Origin of the sequence: Vibrio natriegens NBRC 15636 = ATCC 14048 = DSM 759, from assembly GCF_035621455.1 — a bacterium.
In the GTDB taxonomy this organism is placed as follows: domain Bacteria; phylum Pseudomonadota; class Gammaproteobacteria; order Enterobacterales; family Vibrionaceae; genus Vibrio; species Vibrio natriegens.
The window spans coordinates 928,077-951,406 of record NZ_CP141823.1; the positions used below are offsets into that span (position 1 = coordinate 928,077).

Consider the following 23,330-nt stretch of genomic DNA (forward strand, 5'->3'; position numbering starts at 1 on the left):
CTGCCACATATTCTTTGGTGTACAGGTTAATTTGGTACTAAAAAAGGGCGAACAGGAAATAGTTCGCCCTTTGCATTGATATTCAGAGAATGTTATTGCTGCGAAGCGCTCATTGCATCTTCTATCACTTTAGACATATCAAAAGTCGTACCGCCTTGTGTCGGAGGATAGTCCACTAAGCTTTGGACATGTTCTGCCATCATTTCACTTACAGGTGCAAGCATCCAAGAGACTTTCTGAGCTAAGTGACCGTTTGAGTCTACTGAATCATAACTTTCGAATGGGTCGGCACGTAAGTTGTACACTTTAGGTTTAGCTAAAGGTAATAAGTTGTCATAGTAGTGTTCGGCAATGGCAAAGTGGAACTTCCAAGGACCAAGGCGAATCGCTGACAGCTGACTTTCAAAATAGTAAAAAATCGAGTTGCGGGCCGATTTGTCTGACTCACCCTTCCAGTACGCTAAGTTATCAATACCATCGATGTACTGTTTTTTCTCTTTGATCATTTTCTCTTTAACATCTTTAACCCCCGCGGCAGAGGCTAAAGTAGTAAAGAGATCCTGGTGTCCTTGAATACCATTCAGTACTTGCCCTGGAGGAATAACGCCAGGCCATTTGACCATGGTCGGTACTCTAACCCCACCTTCATAGGTGGTCATTTTTTCACCGCGGAATGGTGTCGTACCACCATGAGGCCACGATGAGTGCTCTGGGCCATTATCTGTTGAGTAGACGATGATGGTGTTCTCTGTTAAGCCTCTTTTTTTAAGTTCTTCCAGTAAAAAACCAATGTCATCATCGTGCTGCATCATGCCGCTGCCGTAGACATCATATTCACTGGTAAGATGCTCTGCTGCGTAGCGCCATTTTTCATCTAAGCGTGTGTACAAGTGCATTCGGCTGGTGTTTATCCAAGTAAAGAACGGCTTGTTGTCTTTTATGGATTTATCGATAAAGTTGACCGCCGCCGGCAGCATTTCTTCACGGTCAAAGTTCTTCATACGCTCCTGACCCAGAGGGCCTGTGTCGGTACATTTTTGTTTACCAACAGCCCCAAACCTAGGCTCAACCGTTTTGTCTTCGGTTTCTGTAGCGAAGCAATGTAACACGCCACGAGTACCAAATTTTTTCTCGTACTCTTCAACTGAGCCTGAATATTCCTTGGCGAAGTTTTGGAAATCTCTCTGTTCGTGTTCTTCTTGGGTGTTTAAGTGGTATAAGTTGCCGAAGAACTCATCAAAACCATGGACAGTTGGCAGGGAAAAGTTTTGGTCACCCAGATGGTTTTTACCAAATTGTCCGGTCGCATAGCCTGCTTCTTTTAATACCTCAGCCAGGGAAGGCGATCCTTTTTGAATCCCTAGAGTACCGCCGGGCATCTGCACAGTAGTCATCCCCGAACGAATCGGGTATTGCCCGGTAATAAATGCTGCACGGCCTGCAGTAGAGCTAGGTTGGGCATAGTGATCGGTAAACATGATGCCTTCATTGGCGATACTGTCGATGTTCGGTGTTTTGTATCCCATCGTACCCATGCCATACGCACTGACGTTTTGCCAACCAATATCATCGCCGAAAATTACCACAATATTTGGCTTTTCAGCGGCCAGAGCCGTTACTGGTAAAGCTGCTCCTATCATTGCTGCAATTGATTTGATTTTCATAGATTAATTTCCATATGCTACTGACTGTCCAAATCAGTATAGTGCAAGGATTTTATTCGGTTTGAGTTTGAATATCTTTTTGGGATTTTTGCAGGCGAGGCACGTTAGAGTCGCAAATATTTTCAACGAGTCGTGTTTTTAAGACAGAGGTAACGTGAAGGCAGCATGACGATTTTAGATATTTTGAAGAATCTGATTATTTTATGATGTAAGTACTTACTATTTCTTTAGGCACAAAAAAAGCCAGCAGATAGAGGTCTGCTGGCAAAGTCTTTGGGCTTCTTTTCTTTTTATTGTTCCAGAAGTTCTGGAGATTAACCTTGCTTACGAATCAGGTAGTCAAACGCGCCTAAGCTTGCTTTTGCACCTTCACCCATCGCAATGATGATCTGTTTGTAAGGAACCGTTGTTGCGTCACCCGCAGCAAATACACCTTCTAGGCTGGTTTCACCGTGACTGCCTACTTCAATTTCACCGCGTGGAGACAAGTTCACATCTGAATCTTTCAGCCACTCTGTGTTAGGAACAAGACCGATTTGAACGAAGATACCCGATAGCTCAAGTTCTTTGATTTCATCTGTGTTGCGGTCTTTGTATTTCAGGCCAGTCACGCGCTTGCCGTCACCTACAACTTCCGTTGTTTGTGCCATGGTAATGATGTCAACGTTTGGTAGCGAGTTCGCTTTGTTGATCAGTACTTGGTCAGCACGTAAAACATCAGCAAATTCAAGAACCGTTACATGCTCCACAATACCTGCAAGGTCGATTGCCGCTTCGATACCTGAGTTACCGCCACCGATAACAGCCGTCTTTTTACCTTTGAATAGCGGTCCATCACAGTGTGGGCAGTATGCAACGCCTTTATTACGGTACTCTTGCTCACCAGGAACATTCATTTCACGCCAGCGAGCACCTGGGCTCAAAATAACACTTTGACTCTTAAGCGTTGCGCCACTTTCTAACTGAATGTGGATAAGACCATCTTCAGTATGTGCTGCGCCCATTAGCTTTTTAGCTTGTTGCTCTGTCACAACGTCAACGTCGTACTCTTTCAAATGCTCGCCTAGATCAGCCGCCAGCTTAGGGCCTTCAGTGCGTTTCACCGAAACAAAGTTTTCGATCGCCATGGTGTCCATAACCTGACCACCAAAACGTTTAGCCACAACACCAGTGCGGATGCCTTTACGTGCTGCGTAAAGCGCTGCTGCACTACCACCAGGGCCGCCACCTACAACGAGTACGTCGTACGGTTCTTTTTCATCCAGTGCTTTGGCTGCTTTCTCGCTTGCGCTGTCGTCGACTTTGTTCAGAATTTCTGTAAGTGACATGCGGCCTTGGCCGAACAGCTCACCGTTAACGAATACACTTGGTACTGCCATGATATCGCGCTGTTTCACTTCGTCTTGGAACAAAGCACCGTCGATCATGGTTGCTTTCACTTTCGGGTTAATCGCTGCCATCATGTTAAACGCCTGAACAACATCAGGACAGTTCTGACAAGACAGAGAAATAAAGATTTCTACATCCAGTTCTCTATCTAGCGCAGCGATTTGTTCAATCACTTCTGGCTCTAGCTTGATTGGGTGACCGCCAGAGTGAAGCAGAGCAAGGACTAGTGACGTAAATTCATGGCCCATAGGCAGGCCAGCAAAGCTAAGTGCTGTTCCTTTAGTCGGGTTGGTTACCGCCATTACTGGTTTACGGTCACTGGCTGCGTCGTCACGAACAACAGAAATATGCTCGCTCATTTCTGCGATTTGATTAGCGAGAGACAAAATATCATTTGCCGCTTTGCTTTCATCTAGGCTAACCACTAGACGTACGTCTTCTTTTACATTAGCCAGATATTGTTTGAGTTGTTGTTGGATCGCTTGGTCTAACATAGTTGTTATTACCTTTTAATAAACAGAAGAGTGGTTACTCTGGATAAAAACATGAGGAGAGAGCAAACCGGGAAGAAGGTCGTCAAGGTATCTAACCCGGATTGCTCTCTTTAATTAGGTTTTGATTCTTAGATTGAACCAGCGTTGGCTAATCTAGAATTAGATTTTGCCTACTAGGTCTAGAGAAGGTGCTAGCGTTTCTTCGCCTTCTTTCCATTTAGCTGGGCAAACTTCGCCTGGGTGTGCAGCTACGTACTGAGCCGCTTTCACTTTGCGTAGTAGGTCTTCTGCGTCACGGCCGATGCCTTCTGCAGTGATTTCCATTGCCTGGATAGTACCTTCTGGGTCGATTAGGAACGTTGCACGGTCTGCAAGACCTTGACCTTCACGCATCACGCCGAAGTTGTTTGTGATGTTGCCAGTTTGGTCGCCAAGCATGTAGTAGTTGATTTTGCCGATAGTCTCAGAGCTGTCGTGCCATGCTTTGTGAGTGAAGTGAGTGTCAGTTGATACTGAGTAAACTTCAACGCCACGGCTTTGTAGCTCTGCGTAGTGGTCTGCTAAGTCACCTAGCTCGGTCGGACAAACGAACGTAAAGTCAGCTGGGTAGAAGAAGAATACCGCCCACTTACCTAGAACATCTTGTTCTGTTACTTGTACGAATTCGCCTTCTTTAAACGCTGTAGCTGTAAATGGTTTGATTTTAGTATTGATCATTACTTTACTTTCCTTTCGGTTATTTTGGATTAGCAAATCTTGCTGTCGGAAAGTATATTCGCATCTGAGTTAGGTTAAATAAAATTGCTTTTAACTATCTTATTGATAGCTGATTCCTATTTTCCTAAATAGAAAAAACCTATTACGCCTAATTTGTACTGACTATTAATAGGTTTTTGTTTTTCACTCTGCGATGACCATGTTGCGCCTGGATAGAAGCTTCACAAGCCAATAGTTTTAGGTTTATTTATTGTTATTATAGTGTTAAATAAATGTAAATTACGCAAGTGTATCCAACAGCTTGTTGCACAAATTCTTTAAAGTAATCAGTTCATCCAGTTCTAATGTTATTTTGCAGGCTATGGCATTAGGAACGGATTTAGCGCGTGTTTTTAACTGTTTTCCTTCGCTGGTCAGGTTCAAAACTCTCACACGCTCATCGCTTTCGCTTCTCGCCCTAGTAACGAACCCTTTTGCTTCTAGTCGTTTCAACAGAGGCGTCAGTGTGCCTGAGTCCAAGTGAAGACGTGAGCCTAATTCTTTGACACTTGCGCCGTCTTTTTCCCAAAGAACCATCATGACCAGATACTGAGAGTAGGTAAGTTCCAGTTCATCCAGTAGAGGACGATAAGCGCGAATGACGGCGTTAGCTGCACTATAGAGCGGGAAACACACTTGATTTTCCAGCAAAATTTTCTCATCGTCGTTCAACGGGTTTTCTGTGTAGCACTGACTCATGGGCTTGGCCTATCTGTTCACTATGGAGGTTATAAAAATAAATTGTGCACAATATAGTTGCAAGTGAAGTTTGTTTCGATATAAGATTGTAGGCAATTAAATTGTACGCAACTTAAATTGAAAGGGGATATTCGTATGACGACGTTATACAAAACTCAAGCAACTGCTCTTGCTGGTCGTAATGGCCAAGTGAAAATTGACGATGGTCTATTGTCTCTCGACTTAGCATACCCGAAAGAAATGGGTGGCACAGGTGCAGCAACAAACCCTGAGCAACTGTTTGCTGCGGGTTACTCGGCGTGTTTTTCTAATGCTATTTTACACGTAGCACGTGAAGCTAAAGTGAATCTCAAACATGCGCCAGTAACGGCAGAAGTCGGTATTGGTCAGAACGGCAACGGCGGTTTTGCTTTGACAGTGAGCCTGGCGGTTGAGCTGGATTTACCACAAGAACAGGCGCTTGAACTGACTCGTACTTCGCATCAGGTTTGCCCATACTCCACTGCGGTACGCGGTAATATCGACGTTGCAGTAACGGTGAATGGTGAAGCGATTTAATTGAGTTGGAATGCTTAATCAGATAAAAAAGCCTGCATAATCGCAGGCTTTTCGGCTATTTGATGGCAGTGCAGAAACTGACATCTGCATGGTGAGTTTGTGGGTCAAAGCTATGGTAAAGCTCGAAGCAAGGACGATCATCGCTTTCAATGCCAGACTCAATCACTTTACTCATCAAATCATCCCATGCTTTTGAGTATTGGCCGTTTTCCGTGATGCGTTGACGCATGACTGCGTATTGACCACCAGGAAAGTCTTGCAGCTCAATGCCACTTGGAACTTCGGTGTCTTCAGGCACCATCAAACAGATGTCAGTTCGACATTTCTCGTTCGGCGTGATTTCTGGGTTGTCGTGGTAAATAAAGATGCAGGTGTTGCCCGCCAGACCTTTCACGCCAGCCCATTGGTATATATGACCTGCTGGCTCTTCATAGCCTTCTCCGTAAGGGCCATTCACGCGAATGTACGCCAGTTTGGTTGCGTCAAAGTGTTGTGTTTCCATAATAATGCTCCATGTTGTGAGTTCAGAGCCAGTATATGAATCGCTGGGATTTTCTTCGTTTCCGTTCTTGCGCAATGTGTGTCCAATCTTGCTGTTTCGCGCTAATTCAGAAAACTGTTGGTAGTTTTCACAATCGCGAAAGGCCGTTGGCGTCACCCCATAATGTTGTTTGAACGCTTTGGCTAAGCTTTGTGAGCTAGAAAAACTGTACTCTAAAGCAATGTTGAGCACCGGTTGTTTGGATTTGAACAGGTCATCCGCTGCGGCTTCTAGTCTTAAACGTCGGATAAAATCGGCTAAGGTCTCGCCCTGCACGGCTTTGAAAGTACGATGAAAGTGATAGGGGGATAAGTTCGCTAACGCCGCCACTTCGAGTAGATTGAGTGGTTCGTTAAAGTGCTGTTCCAGATAGCGAATAACAGGAACGAGTCGTTTTTGATAATCGACGCGCATTATTGGTTCATCCTTGTTTGATTTGCTCAAAGCGTATCGTAACAAGGCAAGCTTTCAAGGCTGCTATTGGATAAATGCGTCGCGGTCGGTTGTTTTCAATAAAGATATTGTTGTTCAACAATAGGTTAAGCCTCACACTGGTAAGCGAAGCACACAATAAAGTGCTCAATACCCTGTCAGCTCCATATAGCCGGTGCCTGAATGAGACCCGTCGATGGTCACCGGACCCTCCCAATAGGTTACCGACAGGGGCATTTGTGCGTTAGGATTGAGTGCAGTAATCGTGATTTCAATTTGCTGATTGGGGATCGAAAGCTGCCACTCAGTTGGATAGTCACGACCTTGAATAGTCGTTTTTCGGGAAGCTTTTAAGCGGATCTCGTTTTGTTGAATCGCAGTTGCGGTACCATCTTGGTTCATCAGCTGCGCATGCGAGTAACTGGATTGTCCGGTCTTTGCATCGCGAAGCTGGAACACGACCAAACTCGTTTCATCACTCAGCCGTAGCGCAAACCAATCCCAACCTTGCTGTGACTCGTGTAAGTACTGTGAGCTCCACTCTCTGTCGATCCAACCTTTACCCGACACTTGATGAGTTTCACCATCAATGGTGACTTCTCCCTCTACATCAATAAACGGCTGACTGTAGTAATACGATGCGGCCTGACCATCGGCACTTTTTGTGCTGTAGCCTTGCTCACCTTGTTTTTGGTAAGGCGCATTACTGGTTAGTTTGAGTGAGTATCCAAATTGCCTAGCGTTGGTATTGAGCGCAGCGGGAAACAAATCATCAGTCGACGATGTCCACTGCCAGTCATCCAGATAAACACGAAATGGTGAGGTTTCCACTCCGGCAAGCTCGCTGTGATCCCGTGACCATTTTTCATCGGCGTAATGTTTGTCTTTGGTGGTGACGGCACTGTGCGCCATGTAAATTTGATGGCTTTGCCATACGGCCTTTGTTTCTTCTGGTGTGTCTTTCTGTGGTACCGCAGCGAAGCGAAATTGTGTCCATTGCACACCGAGAGGGTTGCCCTTTTCATCGGTTAAGTTTGCCGTTAAATACCACCATTCATGACGAAAATCGAGGTGCGCTTGATGATCGGCAGGGAAGGTGATCTCAACACCTTTCATCACTGGAGTGAACGACTCGGCCTCCGCTGGTACTTCACTTCCTCCTAATAGCATCCCTACATTTTGTAGCTTGGATTCTTCACAGCCGATAAGAGATAAACAACCAAGTACTAGTGCGACATGTTTTATGATTTGATTCATCACAGTACCTCACTTTGTAAGCTGGATACCACAGGTTTGCTCACCAAGCGCCACATTGGGAGCAGGGTAGCCATCACCGCGACTAAAATGGTAATGACGGAGATACTGAGTGCATCACTCCAGCTCCATAGGTAGTTCAGGCTCCAGCCGAAAGCGCGTAAGGTTACTACGTCAGTCAGTATATAGCCGACCATTGCGCCAAGTGGTATGGCAACAACCAACGTAAAGCTGACCAAAGCGACGATTTGCCCAACCACCATCGCCATCAATTTTCGACGACTCACGCCAAGCGCATACAACCTTGCAATGGCGGCTTTGCGCGCATCGAGTAACATAAAGCAAGCGCTGAACAAACCGATCACAGCCACCATTAAGGTGACGCCATTTAGTGTGCGTGTGATGGCAAAGGTTTGTGAAAAGATATCTAACGCGACTGATTTGACGTGAGCCTGATCGTAGAGCTGACTCGGATTCAGAGCCAACTGTTGTTGTAATTGGTCATACATGGATTTTTTGTCGCCAGAGATTTTTATCCCAAGGCTAATCGGCAAGTCTGTAAAACCGCGCTCTTGCCACAATTGAGGGGCAAGTAATACTTCGCCATTGGGTGCACCGTAGTCGTGAAAAATGGCTCCGACAGTCAGAGTCTCGTCTTTCAACGCATCGAGCTTCAGGTCACTACCAAGCGATAAGCCAAGTTTCACTGCGGTAGGTTCACTAATCGCAACGACCTCTCCTTGATAAAAGCGCGGCCAGAACTCATCAACACGGGACTTAAATACCATGGTTTGTTCTAAAGTATCTTTATCTTTGGTGCCAAGTCGGATAGGTAAGCCCTGCAAGTTCGCATCGACATAATACTGTTTATAGACCTTTTCTACGTTGTCGAAGTGTTCCAGAGCATGCTCAACATTCGCCATTTCACCCTGCGATGGACTGACGTAAATATCCGCATGTAGTCTTTGTTCAAGCCATTGCTTTAAGGTGGATTCAAAGCTTCCGACCAAATTGTTCATACCGATATTGGCAGTCACGGCAAGAAGCAGTGCCATCATCGCAAGAGAAAGTGGAGAAATCAGCTCACGCAGTTCAGCAAACAGATATTGCACCAAGCCAGGTGTGGTTCGCTGCTCGCTCCAATACGCTAATATGCTGAGCGTTTTCGGTAGATATAAAGGAATTGAAACCACTAACACACCAAGCCATGCCATGGTCAGGCGATGATGGTCACTCAACCATAAACCTGTCAGAGATAGCGTGGTGAGCACCAAGCCGATAAGGAACAGTTGATTCTGGTTGGATGTTTCTGGTGCTTGATAAAGACCACTATGTGAAGAAAGCGGCTGATGGACTCGCTGTTTAAAGTGCTGCCAACAAGCGAGCAAAGCCGCCGCTAACGTCAGAAACAGCGCCTGTGCCCACCATTGCCACCGCCAAGTGCCGGGAAGTAACGTAGCGCCGTACAGTTGTTCAAGCGTAAGGGCAACCGTTGGATGTAACCAATGACTTAATTGCATACCGAGGACAAAGCCAAGTGACGCGCCGAACGCCACCAAAATCATCAATTCAACTAATAGCGCAGAGAACACATTTATCGGTGCGATGCCAGCCTGCTGAATTTGTACCAACAGGCGATTACGTTTGAGTAAGCTGTACTTCACGCCGTTATAGGCGATAAACAGGCCGACTAAAAACGCCAACAAACTCATCGCAGTAAGATTAAGGTGGAAGCTGTCCGTTAGTGAGCCAAGATCGGTGCTTTGTGTGTTGGGTACCCATTGTCCTTGTTCTCCGACTAAGCTTTGCCATTTCTCGAGATTATTGCCTTCAGTATTGAAAACCGCGATATAGCTCAGTTGTCCGGGTTTATTGAGTAACTGCTGAGCGAAGCCAATATCCATCAACATCCGGCTTCCCAGTTGCCAGTCATCCGGCAGAACAACGACTTTCGTTTTGACCTCATCCAGAATCATGAAATCTGTGCCACCTAGATTGTGATGTTGGGATTGACTCATCATCACTATCGGTTCACCAGCCAATAGCTGAGTCAGGGGGAGTGCGCTGTCAAACAGGGAAATATCTTGTTCGTTACTAGAATCTGAGGCGTAGCGTGTTCCAGAGGTGATCGCCGCAATAAGGTCACTTCCCTGCACTGACCACCGACGACCTTGTTCATCCCTGACCCGACCTTCAATCACCGGCAGTGAGGCGCCCAACCCCTTTTGCCTAAGTGAAAAGTAGAGCGATTCGGGCAAATAGCGTTGACCAGCTGGTGGGATAATCAGGTTTTGTGCTTGAGCACTCAGCTGCTCTGTAGATTCTGCGTAGCTGCGTTTGGCGTTGAGATTGATGGCTTGCACGGCGACAAACAACGTAACGGCGAGTACGATACCAATTAGAATTGCTGCGGCTTGCAGCGGTGCTTGCCGATAATGAGCGGTAAACAGGTAAAGTGCGAGTTTGGTGTGCGCAAACCTGGATTTTTTCATAGCGCGGCTCGGAGGTTGTCCTGCTTACGGACAAGGTGACCGTTTTTCAAGCGCAGTTGAGTTTGCATGAATTCGGCACATTCAGTGCTATGCGTCACCAATATCACTGCGGTTTTACCTTGCGTGGTAATGTCACTCAGCAGCTTCATGACCTCTAAACCGGCTTTTTGGTCAAGGTTACCAGTAGGTTCGTCAGCGAGTAAGAGTTTGGGTTTGTGGGCTAAGGATCTGGCTATGGCGACACGTTGTTGCTGACCACCAGAAAGGGTAGAGACATGTCTGTTTAGTAAATCACTAATAGCCAGAGTCTCCACTAAATAGTCACACCATTCGTTCCAATTTAGCTGGTTCAAATTTAGTGGAAAGGCAATGTTTTGTTTAACGTTTAGTGGCGTTAACAGGTTGAATTGTTGAAAGATGACGCCAAGCTTTTGATGTCGAAAATGGCTCCATTGTGGGTCTTTCCAAGCTGTGGTGTTTTCTCCATCTAACCATAGTTCGCCACTTGATAGAGGTTCGAAACCCGCAATGATATTGAGTAGGGTACTTTTACCGCTACCACTTGCCCCTGTTAGTGCCACGCTTGCGCCGTTTGCCAGAGCGAAGTCGACATTTTCCAGCACACGGTGGTTCTCGTTGCCATCAACAAAGCTTTTGCTGGCACTTTTAAGTGTGACAAGCGGATTTCCCATTTTCTCTCCCTGTAATCCAACAACTTGAGCCGTTTCTTTCGGCGGTTGTATATCTATAAGATTTTAGACAACAAACTGAAAACGATAGCGATTAACGTCGACTTCCTGACAACTTGTACTCAAAAGAGAAGGGAATGGATGAGTGGTTCGGGGAGATGGTAGTTTGGGTTTACGATCTCAACCACCTACTTGAGTAGGCGGTTGTTATTTAGAGCGTTTCGTTTTTTCTCATTCTTCAGCAGGTTTTAATAGTAGGTGCCTTCACAATTTTGAAGTTGTCCCAAGCTTGGCTAGTTGGCATCACTTCTAAGCTGTTAATGTTGATGTGGCTTGGCTGCTCTGCTATCCACAGCATGATGTCAGCGATGTCTTCTGGCTGCAGTGGGTTAGTGCCATCGTATATTTGATTGTACTTGTCCTGATCCCCATTAAAGCGCACTAAACTGAACTCACTTTCAGACAAGCCCGGCTCTAAACTGGTGATACGGAGCCCCGTGCCTGCGAAATCCGAACGTAAATTACGTGAAAATTGAGCCACAAATGCTTTGCTGGCACCGTAGACGTGTGCGCCCGGATAACACCAGTTGGAGGCAATACTGGCTAAATTGATAATGGTCGCTTTTGGTTGCTCTAGCAGGATTGGCAACAGTGCGTGCGTGACGTTAACCAGGCCTGTGACATTGGTATCGATCATGGTGTGCCAATCATCGAGTGATGCTTCATTTGCGGGGCTTGCTCCTAATGCCAGGCCAGCGTTGTTAATCAAAATTTCGATGTTCTTGAATTGTTCTGGTAATTGTTCAATCACCGCTTTCACATCTTCAGCATCTCGTACATCTATTGTCGCAATATGGATGTCACAGTCTTGAGATAATTCATCCGCGAGCGCGTTCAAACGTTCTTTACGCCTGCCAGTTAACACTAATTGGTAGCCTTCGTGACCAAAACATCTTGCTGCCGCTTGGCCAAAGCCCGATGTTGCGCCAGTGATAAACACAGTAGGTAGATTCATAGCCAATGTCCTTTTTCCGTTAGAGCATCCAAATTGCTCGGAGCAGCGCCAGAGCTGATAGTATTAACATCAGATAGAATGCCGCTTGATGAATGATGTTTAAGTTCTTGTATTTAAAAGCCAGTTTTCCTGCCATCAATGCCGTCATTGAAATTAGTGCATAACCTAATGGGTGATCGGGCATGAAGTACCACTGTTTGGTCATCACATAGCTACTGCCGACAACAAAACAGGTAGTAAGAAAGAAGTAGCTGATTAAGCTATTGCGCTGCACGTCAATGGGCATCTTGCTATAGCGCATGTAAATCACAACGGGTGCGCCCCCTGCGGACACAGCACTGGTTGTCCAGCCTGACATAAACCCACACAACAACGGTGACCGTGATAGCTGTAATGTCAGGGCATGCTTGCTGTGACTGAGTGCAGCAAGGGCTAGTATCGCGCCCGGAACGATCACTTTAAGCAGACTATCTGGCAGGTAGAGCAAGAGTAGGTAACCAAAAGGTACACCAAGACCCGTAGCCCACAGCAGTGGGGTCAGTGTTTTGAAATCGGTTTTGTTCCACGCCGAAGCGACCAAAGGCAAGCAAACTAGCAAGTCTAATAGCAGTACCGCAGGCACCATTTCGGCAACAGGGTACATAGAAGAAAGGACTAGGATAACCAAGGCTGAGAAACCGAAGCCGGTATAGCCTCTGATGAAACCTGCAACAATCAAGGTAGAAATAATGATAAATTCTGACACGGCGACCTTCCTTTCTAATCAACCAACCGTAATGCTTAATGTTAATTTACTTGGATTAGGAAGGATTCCTTAGTACCAGTTGAGGTTATTTATGGGTACAGGTAAGGCTATGAAAAATAATAAAAAACCCATCACGAGTTAAGTTCGTAATGTATGGTTATTGGTTCGGTAAAACTCTTGCTTTCGGGCGGATTTACAATAGTGAGGCGAGTTTTTGGATCCCGGCGTCTATCTTGCCTTTGTCTATCGCGGAGAAGCCGAGTCTTATGTATCGACGGCTATCTAGATGGAAACGGGCGAAGTGAATGGTTCCAGGTTCTACCAACACTCCGGCATCCTGAGCTTTTTTGGCGAAAGCTTCACAGTCTATAGGTCGAGGCAATTTCAGCCAGAATGAGCTGCCCCCCATCGTTTCTGTTGTCACACATTGCGGCAGGTGCTTTTCTATTGAAGTGCGCATTTCAGTCCAGCGTTCTTGGTAGCAATTTTTAAGCTTACGCAGGTAGGCGTCGTAATGACCAAGCGAAATAAACAGTGCACAGGTGCGTTGGTTGTTCGCTGGTGGATGGCGGAACATCAAGCGTCGAAGTGAACGTGTTGCTTGAATCAAAGGTCTTTCAGTGACCATATAGCCTAATCTCAGCCCCGGGGATAGTGATTTGGATAAGCTACCGATGTAAATGACTCGGCCATGTGTATCCAAACTTTTGAGTGATGGGCTCGCCTGACTTAGCACATTGACTTCACTCTCATAATCATCTTCTATGATCACAAAGTCATATTTTTCAGCGGCATCCAGCAGTGCTTGTCGCCTTTGCATCGACATGGTGACATTGGTGGGCACTTGATGGCTCGGGGTGACGTAGACATAGTCACACTGCTTTAACTCGTCGCTGATTTCAATCCCTTGGCAATCTATGCCAATAGGTACGATATGCGCGCCACGAGAAGCAAAAATATTACGCACGTCTGGGTAGCCCGGCTCTTCAATACCAATGGCCGTTCCTTGATTTGCCAACAGCTCTGCCAATAGATACAACGAATTTTGTGTACCTATCGTGATAAGAATTTCTTCCTGATGGGCTTTTATACCGCGTTTGGTGAGCACGTTATTTTGTAGCTGTTTGATAAGTGCCGGGTCATCACTGTCGATTGAGTCTGATATCCAGTCTTTTACTACACCGGAACGCTGTGATAAGCGGCAGCATTCGCGCCAATGGTTTAGAGGGAATATCGAGTGGTCAGGTTGTCCGAACAAAAACGGATAAGGGTAATCTTGCCAGTTTTTGGCCTTGGATATATTGCGTTGATTACGCAGATCTTTCTTAATTCGGTTGGTCCAAAAATGGGCAGGTTTTGCACCAAGAATGACTTCATCACGCGATGTTGATGTGTCGTCGATATTTAAATCTTCGTGTAATGCTTCTGTATTTGGGTAGTAGCCACTGCGCTCCTGCGACTTCAAATACCCTTCATCAACCAGTTTGTCATAGACGAGAACAACGGTATTTCGAGAAACTCTGAGCATTGATGCCAGCTTGCGGCACGAAGGTAACGCTTTATCTTCAAAGACGCCATTACGCATTGCGTCGAGTAAGTGTTCCCTAATTTGTTCTTGCAAGCTTCTCTCTGGAGAGAATTGTATGTGCATCAAATATTCACTTTTCATAACTCGCCTATAACGGTGCTGTTTTATTCTACTAACAATCGCTAAGCATCAACCGTACCAACTTCCCTTTTACTTAATAGTTACTGCAATGTGTGTTGACCCCATAAAAAGCTACAACTGGATCTATATGCCAGACAGGGAGCTTGTCTAAGGTGAAAGAAAACCGAAGGAGAGCGTTTATGGATTACGGACAAACACATTTGGCACAGCAGCCAGCCCAGCGCGATGTTGAACAGGTCGAAGCGTGGGATAAAGCGCATGTTTGGCATCACTTAACACAACATGCCGCATTTGAAAGCCAGTCACCGCTTATCATGTCCCATGGTAAAGACGAGTATGTTTGGGATATTAAAGGCAATCGCTATTTGGACGCGAGCTCAGGTGGTGTGTGGTGTGTCAATGTCGGCTATGGACGCGAGCGAATTGCCGAGGTGATAAAAAACCAAGCGTTGCAATTGAACTACTTTGCAGGTTCCGCTGGATCTCCAGTGATGGCGGAGTTTGCCAGTAAACTCATCGAAAAAATGCCGGGTATGAGCCGTGTTTATTTTTCTAACTCGGGTTCTGAAGCGAATGAAAAAGCGTACAAAATCGTACGCCAGATTGCGCACAAAAAGTATGGTGGTAAAAAGCATAAGATCCTTTACCGAGAGCGAGACTATCACGGCACAACCATCACTTGCTTGAGTTCCACCGGGCAAGAAGAACGCAGAGCACAGTACGGCCCGTTTACCCCAGGCTTTGTTGAATTTCCACATTGCTGTGAGTATCGCTCTCAGTTTGGCAGTGTCGATGACTACGGCATCAAAGCAGCACAACAATTAGAAGAGGTGATTTTACGTGAAGGGCCAGAAACCGTAGGTGCGATTGTCGTTGAGCCGATCACTGCGGGTGGTGGCGTGATCACCCCGCCGAAAGGCTACTACGAAGAGATCCAACGTATCTGTAAAAAGTACGATATTTTAATTCACGTTGACGAAGTGGTGTGTGGTGTGGGTCGCACCGGCAAATGGTTCGGTTACCAACATTATGGTATCAAGCCAGACATCGTGACGATGGCGAAAGGGGTTGCATCGGCTTACGCTGCTATCTCTTGTACCGTGACAACAGAGGAAGTTTTCCAACAGTTCAAAGACGATCCTTCGGATAAATACAGCTACTTCCGAGACATCAGTACTTTCGGCGGCTGCACTATTGGCCCTGCCGCCGCATTAGAGAACTTAAAAATCATTGAAGAAGAAAACCTGATCAATAACGCCGCTCACGTTGGTGACTATTTGATGGCGCAGCTTCAGCGCTTGAAATCGAAATATGAAATGGTCGGTGATGTGCGAGGCAAAGGGTTATTTCTTGGTATTGAATTGGTAGAAGACAAAACAAGCAAAGAACCTGTCAAGGAAGCCGTTGCTGCCGATATTGTGGCTAAGTGTATGAAGCGAGGTGTGCTTATCGGGCGTACCAATCGATCATTTGAACGACTCAACAACACTTTGTGTCTAAGTCCACCATTGACTCTCACCCTAGAGCAAGCCGATGAAATCGTGAATGTTATTGACGTGGCCATTGCCGAAAAAGTCGCAGAACCTGTGGTTTAACGTCTATTTAAAACCAATAAAAATCAACAGCGCCTTGGTGATCCTTCGTGTATTGCCAAGGCGCTTTTTCTCGTTATTAAACCCGATAATAAATGCACTAAGATGGCGCACTGAATTGGTGCGTAACTGGACCAATAAAGAAATGCTCTGGTACTACCTAACCACAACAGCAACTCGTAATGTGAAGATGTCATACAGCACATAAGGACGTGGATATGAAGACACTGATGAATAAATCACTGAAAAACAAGTTGGCGAGCAAAACGGTACTACTGGGGACTTTGCTTTGTTCAATGAATACCTGGGCAGCGAAAGAAGTGACGATCGGCTACCAGGGAATGTTCAACCCGATGAAGTATGCCATTGATCAGAAGCTGGTTGAAAAAGAAACGGGTTACGACATCAAGTGGCGTAAGTTTGATTCTGGCGCAAAAGCAATTACAGCTATGGCGGCTGGTGCCGTCGATATGACCGTTGCTGGCTCCAGCCCAATTGCGAGCGCGGCAAGTAATGGCGTTGAGATGGAACTGGTATGGGTGATGGAAAACATCGCAGACGCAGAAGCCTTGGTAGTCAAAAACGGCAGTGGTATTAACTCGCCAGCCGATCTCAAAGGTAAACGTATCGCGGTTCCATTTGTTTCTACTACCCACTTTCACATGCTATTTGCTCTAGAACAATTTGGATTGAGCGAGAAAGACGTCAAGCTCATCAACATGCAGCCGAATGCGATCATGGCGGCTTGGCAGCGTGGTGATATTGACGGCGCATTTATCTGGGATCCTGCTTTGGGCAAGATCAAGCAAGACGGCAGCGTGCTTATTAGCTCAAAACAACTTAGCGCGTGGGGCAAGCCGACATTCGATGGAATGATTGCGAACAAGCAGTTTGCAGCTGAAAACGGTGAGTTCGTTTCGAAATTTATCACTGTAGTTGCGAGTGTTGATCAGCAATACCGTGCTGGAAAAGAAACCTTCAGCGCTAAAGACCCAATGGCGGTTTCAGTCGCGAAACTGGCTGGTGGTGAACCAGAAGGCGCAGTTGACGCGATGAGTCTATATGAATTTCTGGATGTGGATACTCAGTTGTCATGTCAATGGCTGGGTTGTGGTAAAGAGGGCGGCGCGAGCAAGGCGCTTGAAGCAACGTCTGCTTTTCTGTTGAAAGAGAAGAAGATATCGGCACTGATGCCGGATTACAGCGTATTTGTTAACCCAAGTTACGCCGAAGCAGCGAAAGCTCAGTAATCACATCTACAAATACAAGGAAGTATCGTATGTCTACAGAGAAAACACTGAAAATAGAAGACGTGTCGGTCGTGTATGAAGATCGTCAGGGAGGAGAACCCGTCCTTGCTCTATCAGGGGTTAATTTAGAGATAGAACAAGGGGATCTGGTCGTTGCACTCGGAGCTTCGGGTTGTGGCAAAACGACGCTATTGAACTTAATGGCAGGCTTTATCACTCCAACAGAAGGGTATTTAACCTTGGGCAACTCATCGGTGGAAGGCTTACCTCGTGTGGCCTTAGGGCGTGATATTGGCGACCAAATTGTGGGCCCGAGCGCTGACCGAGGCGTGGTGTTTCAAAAACATGCGTTATTTCCTTGGCTTAACGTCATCGAAAACACAGCATTTGGTTTAAAGCTTAGAGGCGTGAGCAAAGAAGAACGCCTGGAACGCGCAGCCAAATACCTGAAATTAGTTGGTTTGGAAGATTTTCATCAGCACAAGGTGTATCAACTTTCTGGCGGTATGCAGCAGCGTGTTGGGATAGCCCGAGCTCTGACGAACGACCCGAGCATTCTGTTACTGGATGAGCCGTTAGGTGCACTTGATGCGCTTACCCGCGAGACCTTACAAGAGCTGCTTCTCGATGCGTGGCAGACCACCAACAAAATGATGTTCTTTATCACTCATAGTGTCGAAGAAGCTCTGTTTATGGCATCTCGCCTCATCGTGATGTCGCCAAGACCGGGGCGTATTACCCATAGCTTTGACCTGGACTTCAACAAACGCTTTTTGGAATGTCGGGATGCACGAGCCGTTAAGTCGATGCCTGATTTTATCGAGATGCGAGAAAAGATCCTTTCTATCATTCACCAAGATGAAGTACCGGAGGTGGCGTAATGACTCAAGCAGCTATGGTTACAGGAACAGGTGCGGTTACAGAAACATCCGCAGAAACGGAAATGAAACAAGATCGCGTACAGGACAAAACCAAACAAGTGACGGTTGAAGAACGCAAGCAAGATAGTGTGATTCACAAAACGCCCCCTTTTTATGCGCTTATCAAAGCAATAAAGAAGAAGACTTTAGTGCCGGGCAACTATTATGGCGAGCCGGGGCAGGGCGACTCTCGATTAGTGTCGTTTATTGCGAGTATTTTCTTTATCGCACTATGGGCACTGGTCACCGAAATGGGCTGGGTAAAACCGCTATTTTTGCCCGCTCCGAGTGCAGTTATAGAGCGTTTTGGTGACTTGGTGGTCAATGGTTTTTCTGGCGTGTCACTCACGGAGCATCTGGCGGCAAGTTTAGGGCGCGTATTTGGGGCGTTTATCCTCGCCGTTGTTACCGCTGTGCCAATTGGTATTCTTATCGGCTCTAATGTGTGGATTCGCGGCATCTTCGACCCCTTGATTGAGTTTTACCGCCCTTTACCTCCACTTGCTTACCTGCCTTTGGTGATCATCTGGCTTGGCATCGATGAAACCAGTAAAGTGACGTTGATTTATTTGGCGATGTTCGCGCCAATCGCATTGAGTGCCCGAGCGGGTGTGAATTCAGCGCGTAGTGAACAGATTCAGGCGGCGTATTCCATGGGGGCTTCCAAAGCTCAGGTGCTTTATCACGTCATCATCAAAAGTGCGATGCCTGAAATTCTGACGGGTCTGCGTATCGGTATTGGCTTTGGCTGGACCACGCTGGTGGCGAGTGAAATGGTGGCAGCAGAAGCGGGGATTGGCTTTATGGTGCTCAATGCCGCAGAGTTCCTTGTCACAGACGTTGTGATCGCAGGCATTATTATTATCGGTGTGATTGCTTACGCATTTGATTTGTTTATGCGTTATCTGGAGAAAAAGCTGGTGCCTTGGAAGGGTTATTAAGCGCCGAGTGGATGAGTTTTGTCGAAGAGGTCAGCTATCAAAGCTGGCCTTTTTTATGTCCTAAACTTTTCTATTTCCCAAATAACATAGAAACACAGATAAGTGGTTCTAGAAACAATAAAGCCTGGATAAACCAGGCTTTATTAGCAGAAAGGAAGGCTTACACGTAGTACGCTTCAACTTCGCCTTTCAGTTTGATCAGCATTGGGTTACCGAAACGGTCTTTTGCTTTTGGAGACGCGATTTTTACCCAGCCTTCGCTCACGCAGTATTCTTCAACGTCAGTACGTTCTTTGCCGTTGAAACGAATACCGATTTGGTGGTCGAAGCACTCTTTCACGAAGAATGGGCTACGAGGGTTACCTGCAAGGCGATCTGGTAGAGCTGGTTTAGTAGTGTCGTTCATTTTATGACCTGGATTCCGTAAAGAAAGTGCGCCATTGTAGTCAGTGTCCGCGTCGTGTTCAAGATAACCTTACTCCAACCTGTGACTGATTGTCTTTTATAAGTTTGTACTGCCGTAGTTATCGTAATTTATTCGTCCTGACGTCTTGATTCGCATCCTGTCACATAAACAGATTGGCTGAAGGCATGCACAAAACCGCTATCACCATGTATCTATGAGATTCCTAACAGCCAGACCTCTGATTCCTAAGTAGTATCCCTGTCATCGTGAAAACAATGGATTCGTCCCTATGTATAAATATAAATTACCTGTCCTTGAGAAAATCGGTTTCGGAGCCGGTGACATGGCGGTCAACGTGGTGATTTCATCAATGATGTTAATCATTACCTTCTTCTATACGGATATTTTTGGTATTAAACCCGAAGACTTAGCGATGCTATTTATCGTAGTTCGATTAATCGACGCAGTGACCGACCCGGTGATGGGTATGATTACTGATAAGTTTACCTCTCGTTGGGGACGCTACCGCCAGTATCTGCTCTTTCTAGCCATTCCTTTCGGAATCTCGGTTTACCTAGCTTTCAGCACGCCAGATGGCGATTACAACACCAAGCTAGTTTACGCTTACGCGACGTACATCTTTGTCACTGTCATGTTTACCGCGGTGACCATTCCGTACATTTCCCTCATCAGTGTGATGACCGATGACCCGAAAGAGCGATTGTCTGCGAACGGTTATCGCTTATTCTTCGCTAAAATCGCGGCGTTTCTGGTCACCATTATCGTACCGCAGCTATCAGCAGCTTGGGGTCAAGACAACATTCAATTGGGTTACCAATACTCGATGGGGCTTATGGGACTGATGGGCACACTGCTGTTCTTGTTCTGTTTCGCGACCACCAAAGAACGTATTGAACACGTGGTCGACAAAAAGTCATTTAAAGACCAAGTTAAGTTGTTGATGCAAAACGACCAATGGCTGGTGCTTTGCGCGGTATGTGTCACGGGCACTATCGGCTACGTGATTCGTGGTTCGGTTGCAGCGTATTACGCTAAGTACTACCTCGGTGGTGATGCAGGCACAATTTCAGCCTTCCTTGCAACGGGTGTCGGCGCGGCGATTCTGGCGATGGTGGCATCAACTTGGATTACTAAAAAGTACTGTAAAATTAAACTGTTCCGTTACAGCCAGGTCGCGGTACTGTTACTGAGCGCGATGCTGTACGTTTTCGTTGGTCGTGATGACTTAGCACTGGCATTCGTGTTGTACTTCTTGGTTTCTTTCGTGGTGGATTTACACGCACCGGTGTTCTGGTCAGCCATTGCGGAAGCGGTCGACTACGGCGCTTACAAAACCGGTCAACGTGTGTCTGGCCTTGCGTTTGGCGGTATCTCATTTAGCCAAAAACTAGGTATGGGTATCGGCGGCGCAGTGGTTGGTTGGCTGCTGACATTCTTTAACTACGTACCAAATGAAGCGCAATCGGATTACGCACTGACTGGTATTGCACTGATGCTGACGGTGATCCCTGGTTTCTTCCACTTCTTAATGGGTTCGCTGATGTTCAAATACAAAGTGACCGATAAGTACTACCAGTCGATGACGGCAACGAACATCCTGGAAGAAGAGAAAAACCTAAGTGACGTTCAATCTTCAAAACCACAATCAAATTACGCAAATTAAGGTAAGCAGTATGACTGATTTCGTAAACCCTATTATCGAGCAGCGTGCCGATCCGCACATCTACAAACACACGGATGGCTACTATTATTTCACCGCTTCGGTACCGGAATACGATCGCATTGAGATTCGTCGAGCAAAGACCATCGCGGAGCTCGACACGACCAGCGAACTGATCAACGCATGGTACAAGCCTGATACAGGCCCATACAGTGATTTAATCTGGGCGCCAGAGCTGCACTTTATCGATAACGCTTGGTATGTCTACTTTGCTGCCGCACCGTCTAGAGAAATCATCGATGGCTTGTTCCAGCACCGTATGTACGCGATATCGAATTCGAACCCGAATCCGATCACACCGGAATGGACGTTCGAAGGGCAAATCGACACTGGTATGGATACCTTCTGCTTAGACGCGACCTCGTTCAGCCACAACGGCGTTAACTACTACGTGTGGGCGCAAAAGGACAACAACATCGGCGGTAACTCAAACTTGTACATTGCTGAGTTGGAAACGCCAACCAAGCTGCGTACCGCGCCACAGTGCCTGACAATTCCAGAGTTTGAGTGGGAGCAAATCGGCTTTTGGGTTAACGAAGGGCCATCGGTAATTCACCGCCATGGTAAATTCTGGATGACTTACTCCGCCAGTGCGACCGACGAAAACTATTGCATGGGATTGCTCTATGCAGATGAAAATAGTGACCTGCTAGACCCGAAAAGCTGGGTGAAAGCCAAACAACCAGTGTTTAAAACCAACTGGGAGAAAAAGATTTACGGGCCAGGTCACAACAGCTTTACCGTTGATGAAGAAGGCCACGACCTATTGGTTTATCATGCGCGTGATTACACCGAAATTGAAGGCGACCCACTTTGGGACCCTAACCGCCATACGCGTATCAAACGCCTCATTTGGAAAGATGGTTTCCCACTCTTCGGCGAAGCGATTTAATCCTGTTATATCAGTACCTGCGATTTGCAGGTACTGTGTTTTTGAAAGGAGCCTCTATGCCCAACAGCATTATCCCACCCGACTCGATCAAGGCTGCGATTGAGCACGATCTTTTCACCGATGGTAAGCCTGCGACGGTTCATATATTACGTAATCATCACGGCATGACAGCCACCTTTATGGACATTGGTGCCACATGGCTAAGTTGTCAGCTTCCGACTTCCTCTGGGCCAAGAGAAGTTCTGCTCGGCATGACCTCGCTGCACGATTATCAGTCTCATTCTGCTTTTTTAGGTGCGACCATTGGCCGGTTCGCCAACCGCATTGCTAAGGGGCAGTTCAACTTAAACGGACAAACCTATTCCATTACTCGCAACAATAATGGCAATAGCCTACATGGCGGTATTGAAGGTTTTGATAAACGCCGCTGGCTAGTGAAAGATAAAAGCGATTCACACATTACTTACTGTTTGATGTCTCCCGATGGTGACCAAGGCTTCCCGGGGAACCTTACTGCTGAAGTGGCTTATACGCTGACGGAAAACAATCAGCTATGCATCGAATACTCGGCGATTTGTGACCAAGACTGTCCAATAAACCTGACCAACCACGCCTACTTTAATTTAGACGGCGCGGAATCTGGCAAAACCATTCTTGATCATGATCTGCAACTACTGGCGAACGAGTATCTACCTACAGATGACCAGCTCATCCCGACTGGTGAGCTGAAAGCAGTACAAGGGAGCAGTTTTGACTTTGGTAGCTCTCAGGTAATCAGAGCGCGCTTGTTAGAGGATGAAGACCAGAAGCTAGCCAAAGGCTATGACCACGCTTTTACCTTACCCGAAGAGTTAACGGATGGCGTTAGCACTATCGCTCGCCTGACTAGCTCAGACAAGCTGGTGGAGATGTCAGTGTTTACCGATAAACCTGCGATTCAGTTTTACAGCGGTAACTTCTTGGCAGGTACGCCTTCTCGCAATGGTGAGTATCGCGATTATCAAGGCCTGGCGCTTGAGACCCAATTCTTACCGGATTGCCCAAACCATCCAGAATGGCCAGAGGCGAACAAACGCTTTATTACTCAAAAGTCGTTCTATCAGCATCAAACCAGTTACCAGTTCAACTTTCAATAATCATAAATAATTCGGGCAGGAGAGATTCCTGCCCGACATGTATACTCAGCGTCTT

The 23,330-nt window shown here is 46.5% G+C and carries 20 protein-coding genes; 8 read left to right on the forward strand and 12 right to left on the reverse strand.

What is annotated here, in order from left to right; all coding sequences use genetic code 11:
* Positions 1–92: 92 nt before the first annotated feature.
* The 4 genes from VER99_RS18700 to ohrR form a co-directional block, all read right to left on the reverse strand.
* Positions 93–1,664, reverse strand: coding sequence for an arylsulfatase (locus VER99_RS18700; RefSeq protein WP_014235095.1), 1,572 nt, complete (start codon positions 1,662–1,664; stop codon positions 93–95).
* Positions 1,665–1,978: 314 nt separating this feature from the next.
* Complete coding sequence (ahpF, locus tag VER99_RS18705; RefSeq protein ID WP_020335019.1) at positions 1,979–3,547, reverse strand: alkyl hydroperoxide reductase subunit F; 1,569 nt, start codon at positions 3,545–3,547, stop codon at positions 1,979–1,981.
* Between the two features lie 159 nt (positions 3,548–3,706).
* Positions 3,707–4,264 carry an alkyl hydroperoxide reductase subunit C gene (gene ahpC / locus VER99_RS18710; RefSeq protein WP_014235093.1) on the reverse strand — a complete coding sequence of 186 codons (558 nt, stop codon included), beginning with the start codon at positions 4,262–4,264 and terminating at the stop codon, positions 3,707–3,709.
* 279 nt (positions 4,265–4,543) lie between these two features.
* On the reverse strand, positions 4,544–5,002 hold the full coding sequence (ohrR, locus tag VER99_RS18715) for a transcriptional regulator OhrR (protein ID WP_020335018.1): 459 nt from the start codon (positions 5,000–5,002) through the stop codon (positions 4,544–4,546).
* A gap of 135 nt (positions 5,003–5,137) precedes the next feature.
* Between ohrR and ohr the strand changes: the two genes are divergently transcribed.
* A complete protein-coding gene (gene ohr, locus VER99_RS18720) occupies positions 5,138–5,560 on the forward strand; it encodes an organic hydroperoxide reductase Ohr (RefSeq protein WP_020335017.1) in 423 nt (140 codons plus the stop codon).
* 55 nt (positions 5,561–5,615) lie between these two features.
* Here the strand turns inward: ohr and VER99_RS18725 are convergent, their stop codons facing one another.
* The 7 genes from VER99_RS18725 to pdxR all read right to left on the reverse strand — a co-directional run bounded on the left by VER99_RS18725 (position 5,616) and on the right by pdxR (position 14,397).
* Positions 5,616–6,515 carry an AraC family transcriptional regulator gene (locus tag VER99_RS18725; RefSeq protein WP_020335016.1) on the reverse strand — a complete coding sequence of 300 codons (900 nt, stop codon included), beginning with the start codon at positions 6,513–6,515 and terminating at the stop codon, positions 5,616–5,618.
* A 165-nt stretch (positions 6,516–6,680) separates the two neighbouring features.
* Entirely contained in the window at positions 6,681–7,790 is a 1,110-nt protein-coding gene (locus VER99_RS18730; protein ID WP_020335015.1) for a lipocalin-like domain-containing protein, read from the reverse strand.
* Positions 7,790–10,279 carry an ABC transporter permease gene (locus VER99_RS18735; protein WP_020335013.1) on the reverse strand — a complete coding sequence of 830 codons (2,490 nt, stop codon included), beginning with the start codon at positions 10,277–10,279 and terminating at the stop codon, positions 7,790–7,792. The genes VER99_RS18730 and VER99_RS18735 overlap by 1 nt, the downstream gene beginning before the upstream one ends.
* Positions 10,276–10,971, reverse strand: coding sequence for an ABC transporter ATP-binding protein (locus VER99_RS18740; protein WP_020335011.1), 696 nt, complete (start codon positions 10,969–10,971; stop codon positions 10,276–10,278). The genes VER99_RS18735 and VER99_RS18740 overlap by 4 nt, the downstream gene beginning before the upstream one ends.
* 235 nt (positions 10,972–11,206) lie before the next feature.
* Positions 11,207–11,983, reverse strand: a complete 777-nt coding sequence (locus tag VER99_RS18745; RefSeq protein ID WP_020335010.1) for an SDR family NAD(P)-dependent oxidoreductase — start codon at positions 11,981–11,983, stop codon at positions 11,207–11,209.
* 19 nt (positions 11,984–12,002) lie between these two features.
* On the reverse strand, positions 12,003–12,728 hold the full coding sequence (locus VER99_RS18750) for a TSUP family transporter (protein WP_020335009.1): 726 nt from the start codon (positions 12,726–12,728) through the stop codon (positions 12,003–12,005).
* A 193-nt stretch (positions 12,729–12,921) separates the two neighbouring features.
* Entirely contained in the window at positions 12,922–14,397 is a 1,476-nt protein-coding gene (pdxR, locus tag VER99_RS18755; RefSeq protein ID WP_024372629.1) for a MocR-like pyridoxine biosynthesis transcription factor PdxR, read from the reverse strand.
* Between the two features lie 179 nt (positions 14,398–14,576).
* On the opposite strand from pdxR, the gene VER99_RS18760 reads away from it, so the two are divergent.
* The 4 genes from VER99_RS18760 to VER99_RS18775 all read left to right on the forward strand — a co-directional run bounded on the left by VER99_RS18760 (position 14,577) and on the right by VER99_RS18775 (position 19,100).
* A complete protein-coding gene (locus tag VER99_RS18760; RefSeq protein ID WP_020335007.1) occupies positions 14,577–15,992 on the forward strand; it encodes an aminotransferase family protein in 1,416 nt (471 codons plus the stop codon).
* 215 nt (positions 15,993–16,207) lie between these two features.
* On the forward strand, positions 16,208–17,239 hold the full coding sequence (gene tauA / locus VER99_RS18765) for a taurine ABC transporter substrate-binding protein (protein ID WP_020335006.1): 1,032 nt from the start codon (positions 16,208–16,210) through the stop codon (positions 17,237–17,239).
* 29 nt (positions 17,240–17,268) lie between these two features.
* Positions 17,269–18,120, forward strand: coding sequence for a taurine ABC transporter ATP-binding protein (locus VER99_RS18770; RefSeq protein ID WP_014235081.1), 852 nt, complete (start codon positions 17,269–17,271; stop codon positions 18,118–18,120).
* Positions 18,120–19,100: an ABC transporter permease subunit gene (locus VER99_RS18775; protein ID WP_020335005.1), complete on the forward strand. Its 981-nt coding sequence runs from the start codon at positions 18,120–18,122 to the stop codon at positions 19,098–19,100. Before VER99_RS18770 ends, VER99_RS18775 begins: the two co-directional genes overlap by 1 nt.
* A 160-nt stretch (positions 19,101–19,260) precedes the next feature.
* Here VER99_RS18775 and VER99_RS18780 read toward each other — a convergent pair whose 3' ends face one another.
* The gene (locus VER99_RS18780; RefSeq protein WP_014235079.1) at positions 19,261–19,506 is read right to left on the reverse strand and encodes a DUF3297 family protein; all 246 of its coding nucleotides are present in this window, start codon (positions 19,504–19,506) and stop codon (positions 19,261–19,263) included.
* A 289-nt stretch (positions 19,507–19,795) separates the two neighbouring features.
* Between VER99_RS18780 and VER99_RS18785 the strand changes: the two genes are divergently transcribed.
* The 3 genes from VER99_RS18785 to galM are packed head-to-tail and all read left to right on the forward strand — an operon-like array spanning position 19,796 to position 23,275.
* Positions 19,796–21,190 (forward strand): MFS transporter, encoded by a 1,395-nt coding sequence (locus VER99_RS18785; RefSeq protein ID WP_020335004.1) that lies wholly within the window; start codon positions 19,796–19,798, stop codon positions 21,188–21,190.
* A 10-nt stretch (positions 21,191–21,200) separates the two neighbouring features.
* Positions 21,201–22,139, forward strand: coding sequence for a glycoside hydrolase family 43 protein (locus VER99_RS18790; protein ID WP_014235077.1), 939 nt, complete (start codon positions 21,201–21,203; stop codon positions 22,137–22,139).
* A 56-nt stretch (positions 22,140–22,195) separates the two neighbouring features.
* Entirely contained in the window at positions 22,196–23,275 is a 1,080-nt protein-coding gene (gene galM / locus VER99_RS18795; RefSeq protein ID WP_020335003.1) for a galactose-1-epimerase, read from the forward strand.
* Positions 23,276–23,330: the final 55 nt, after the last annotated feature.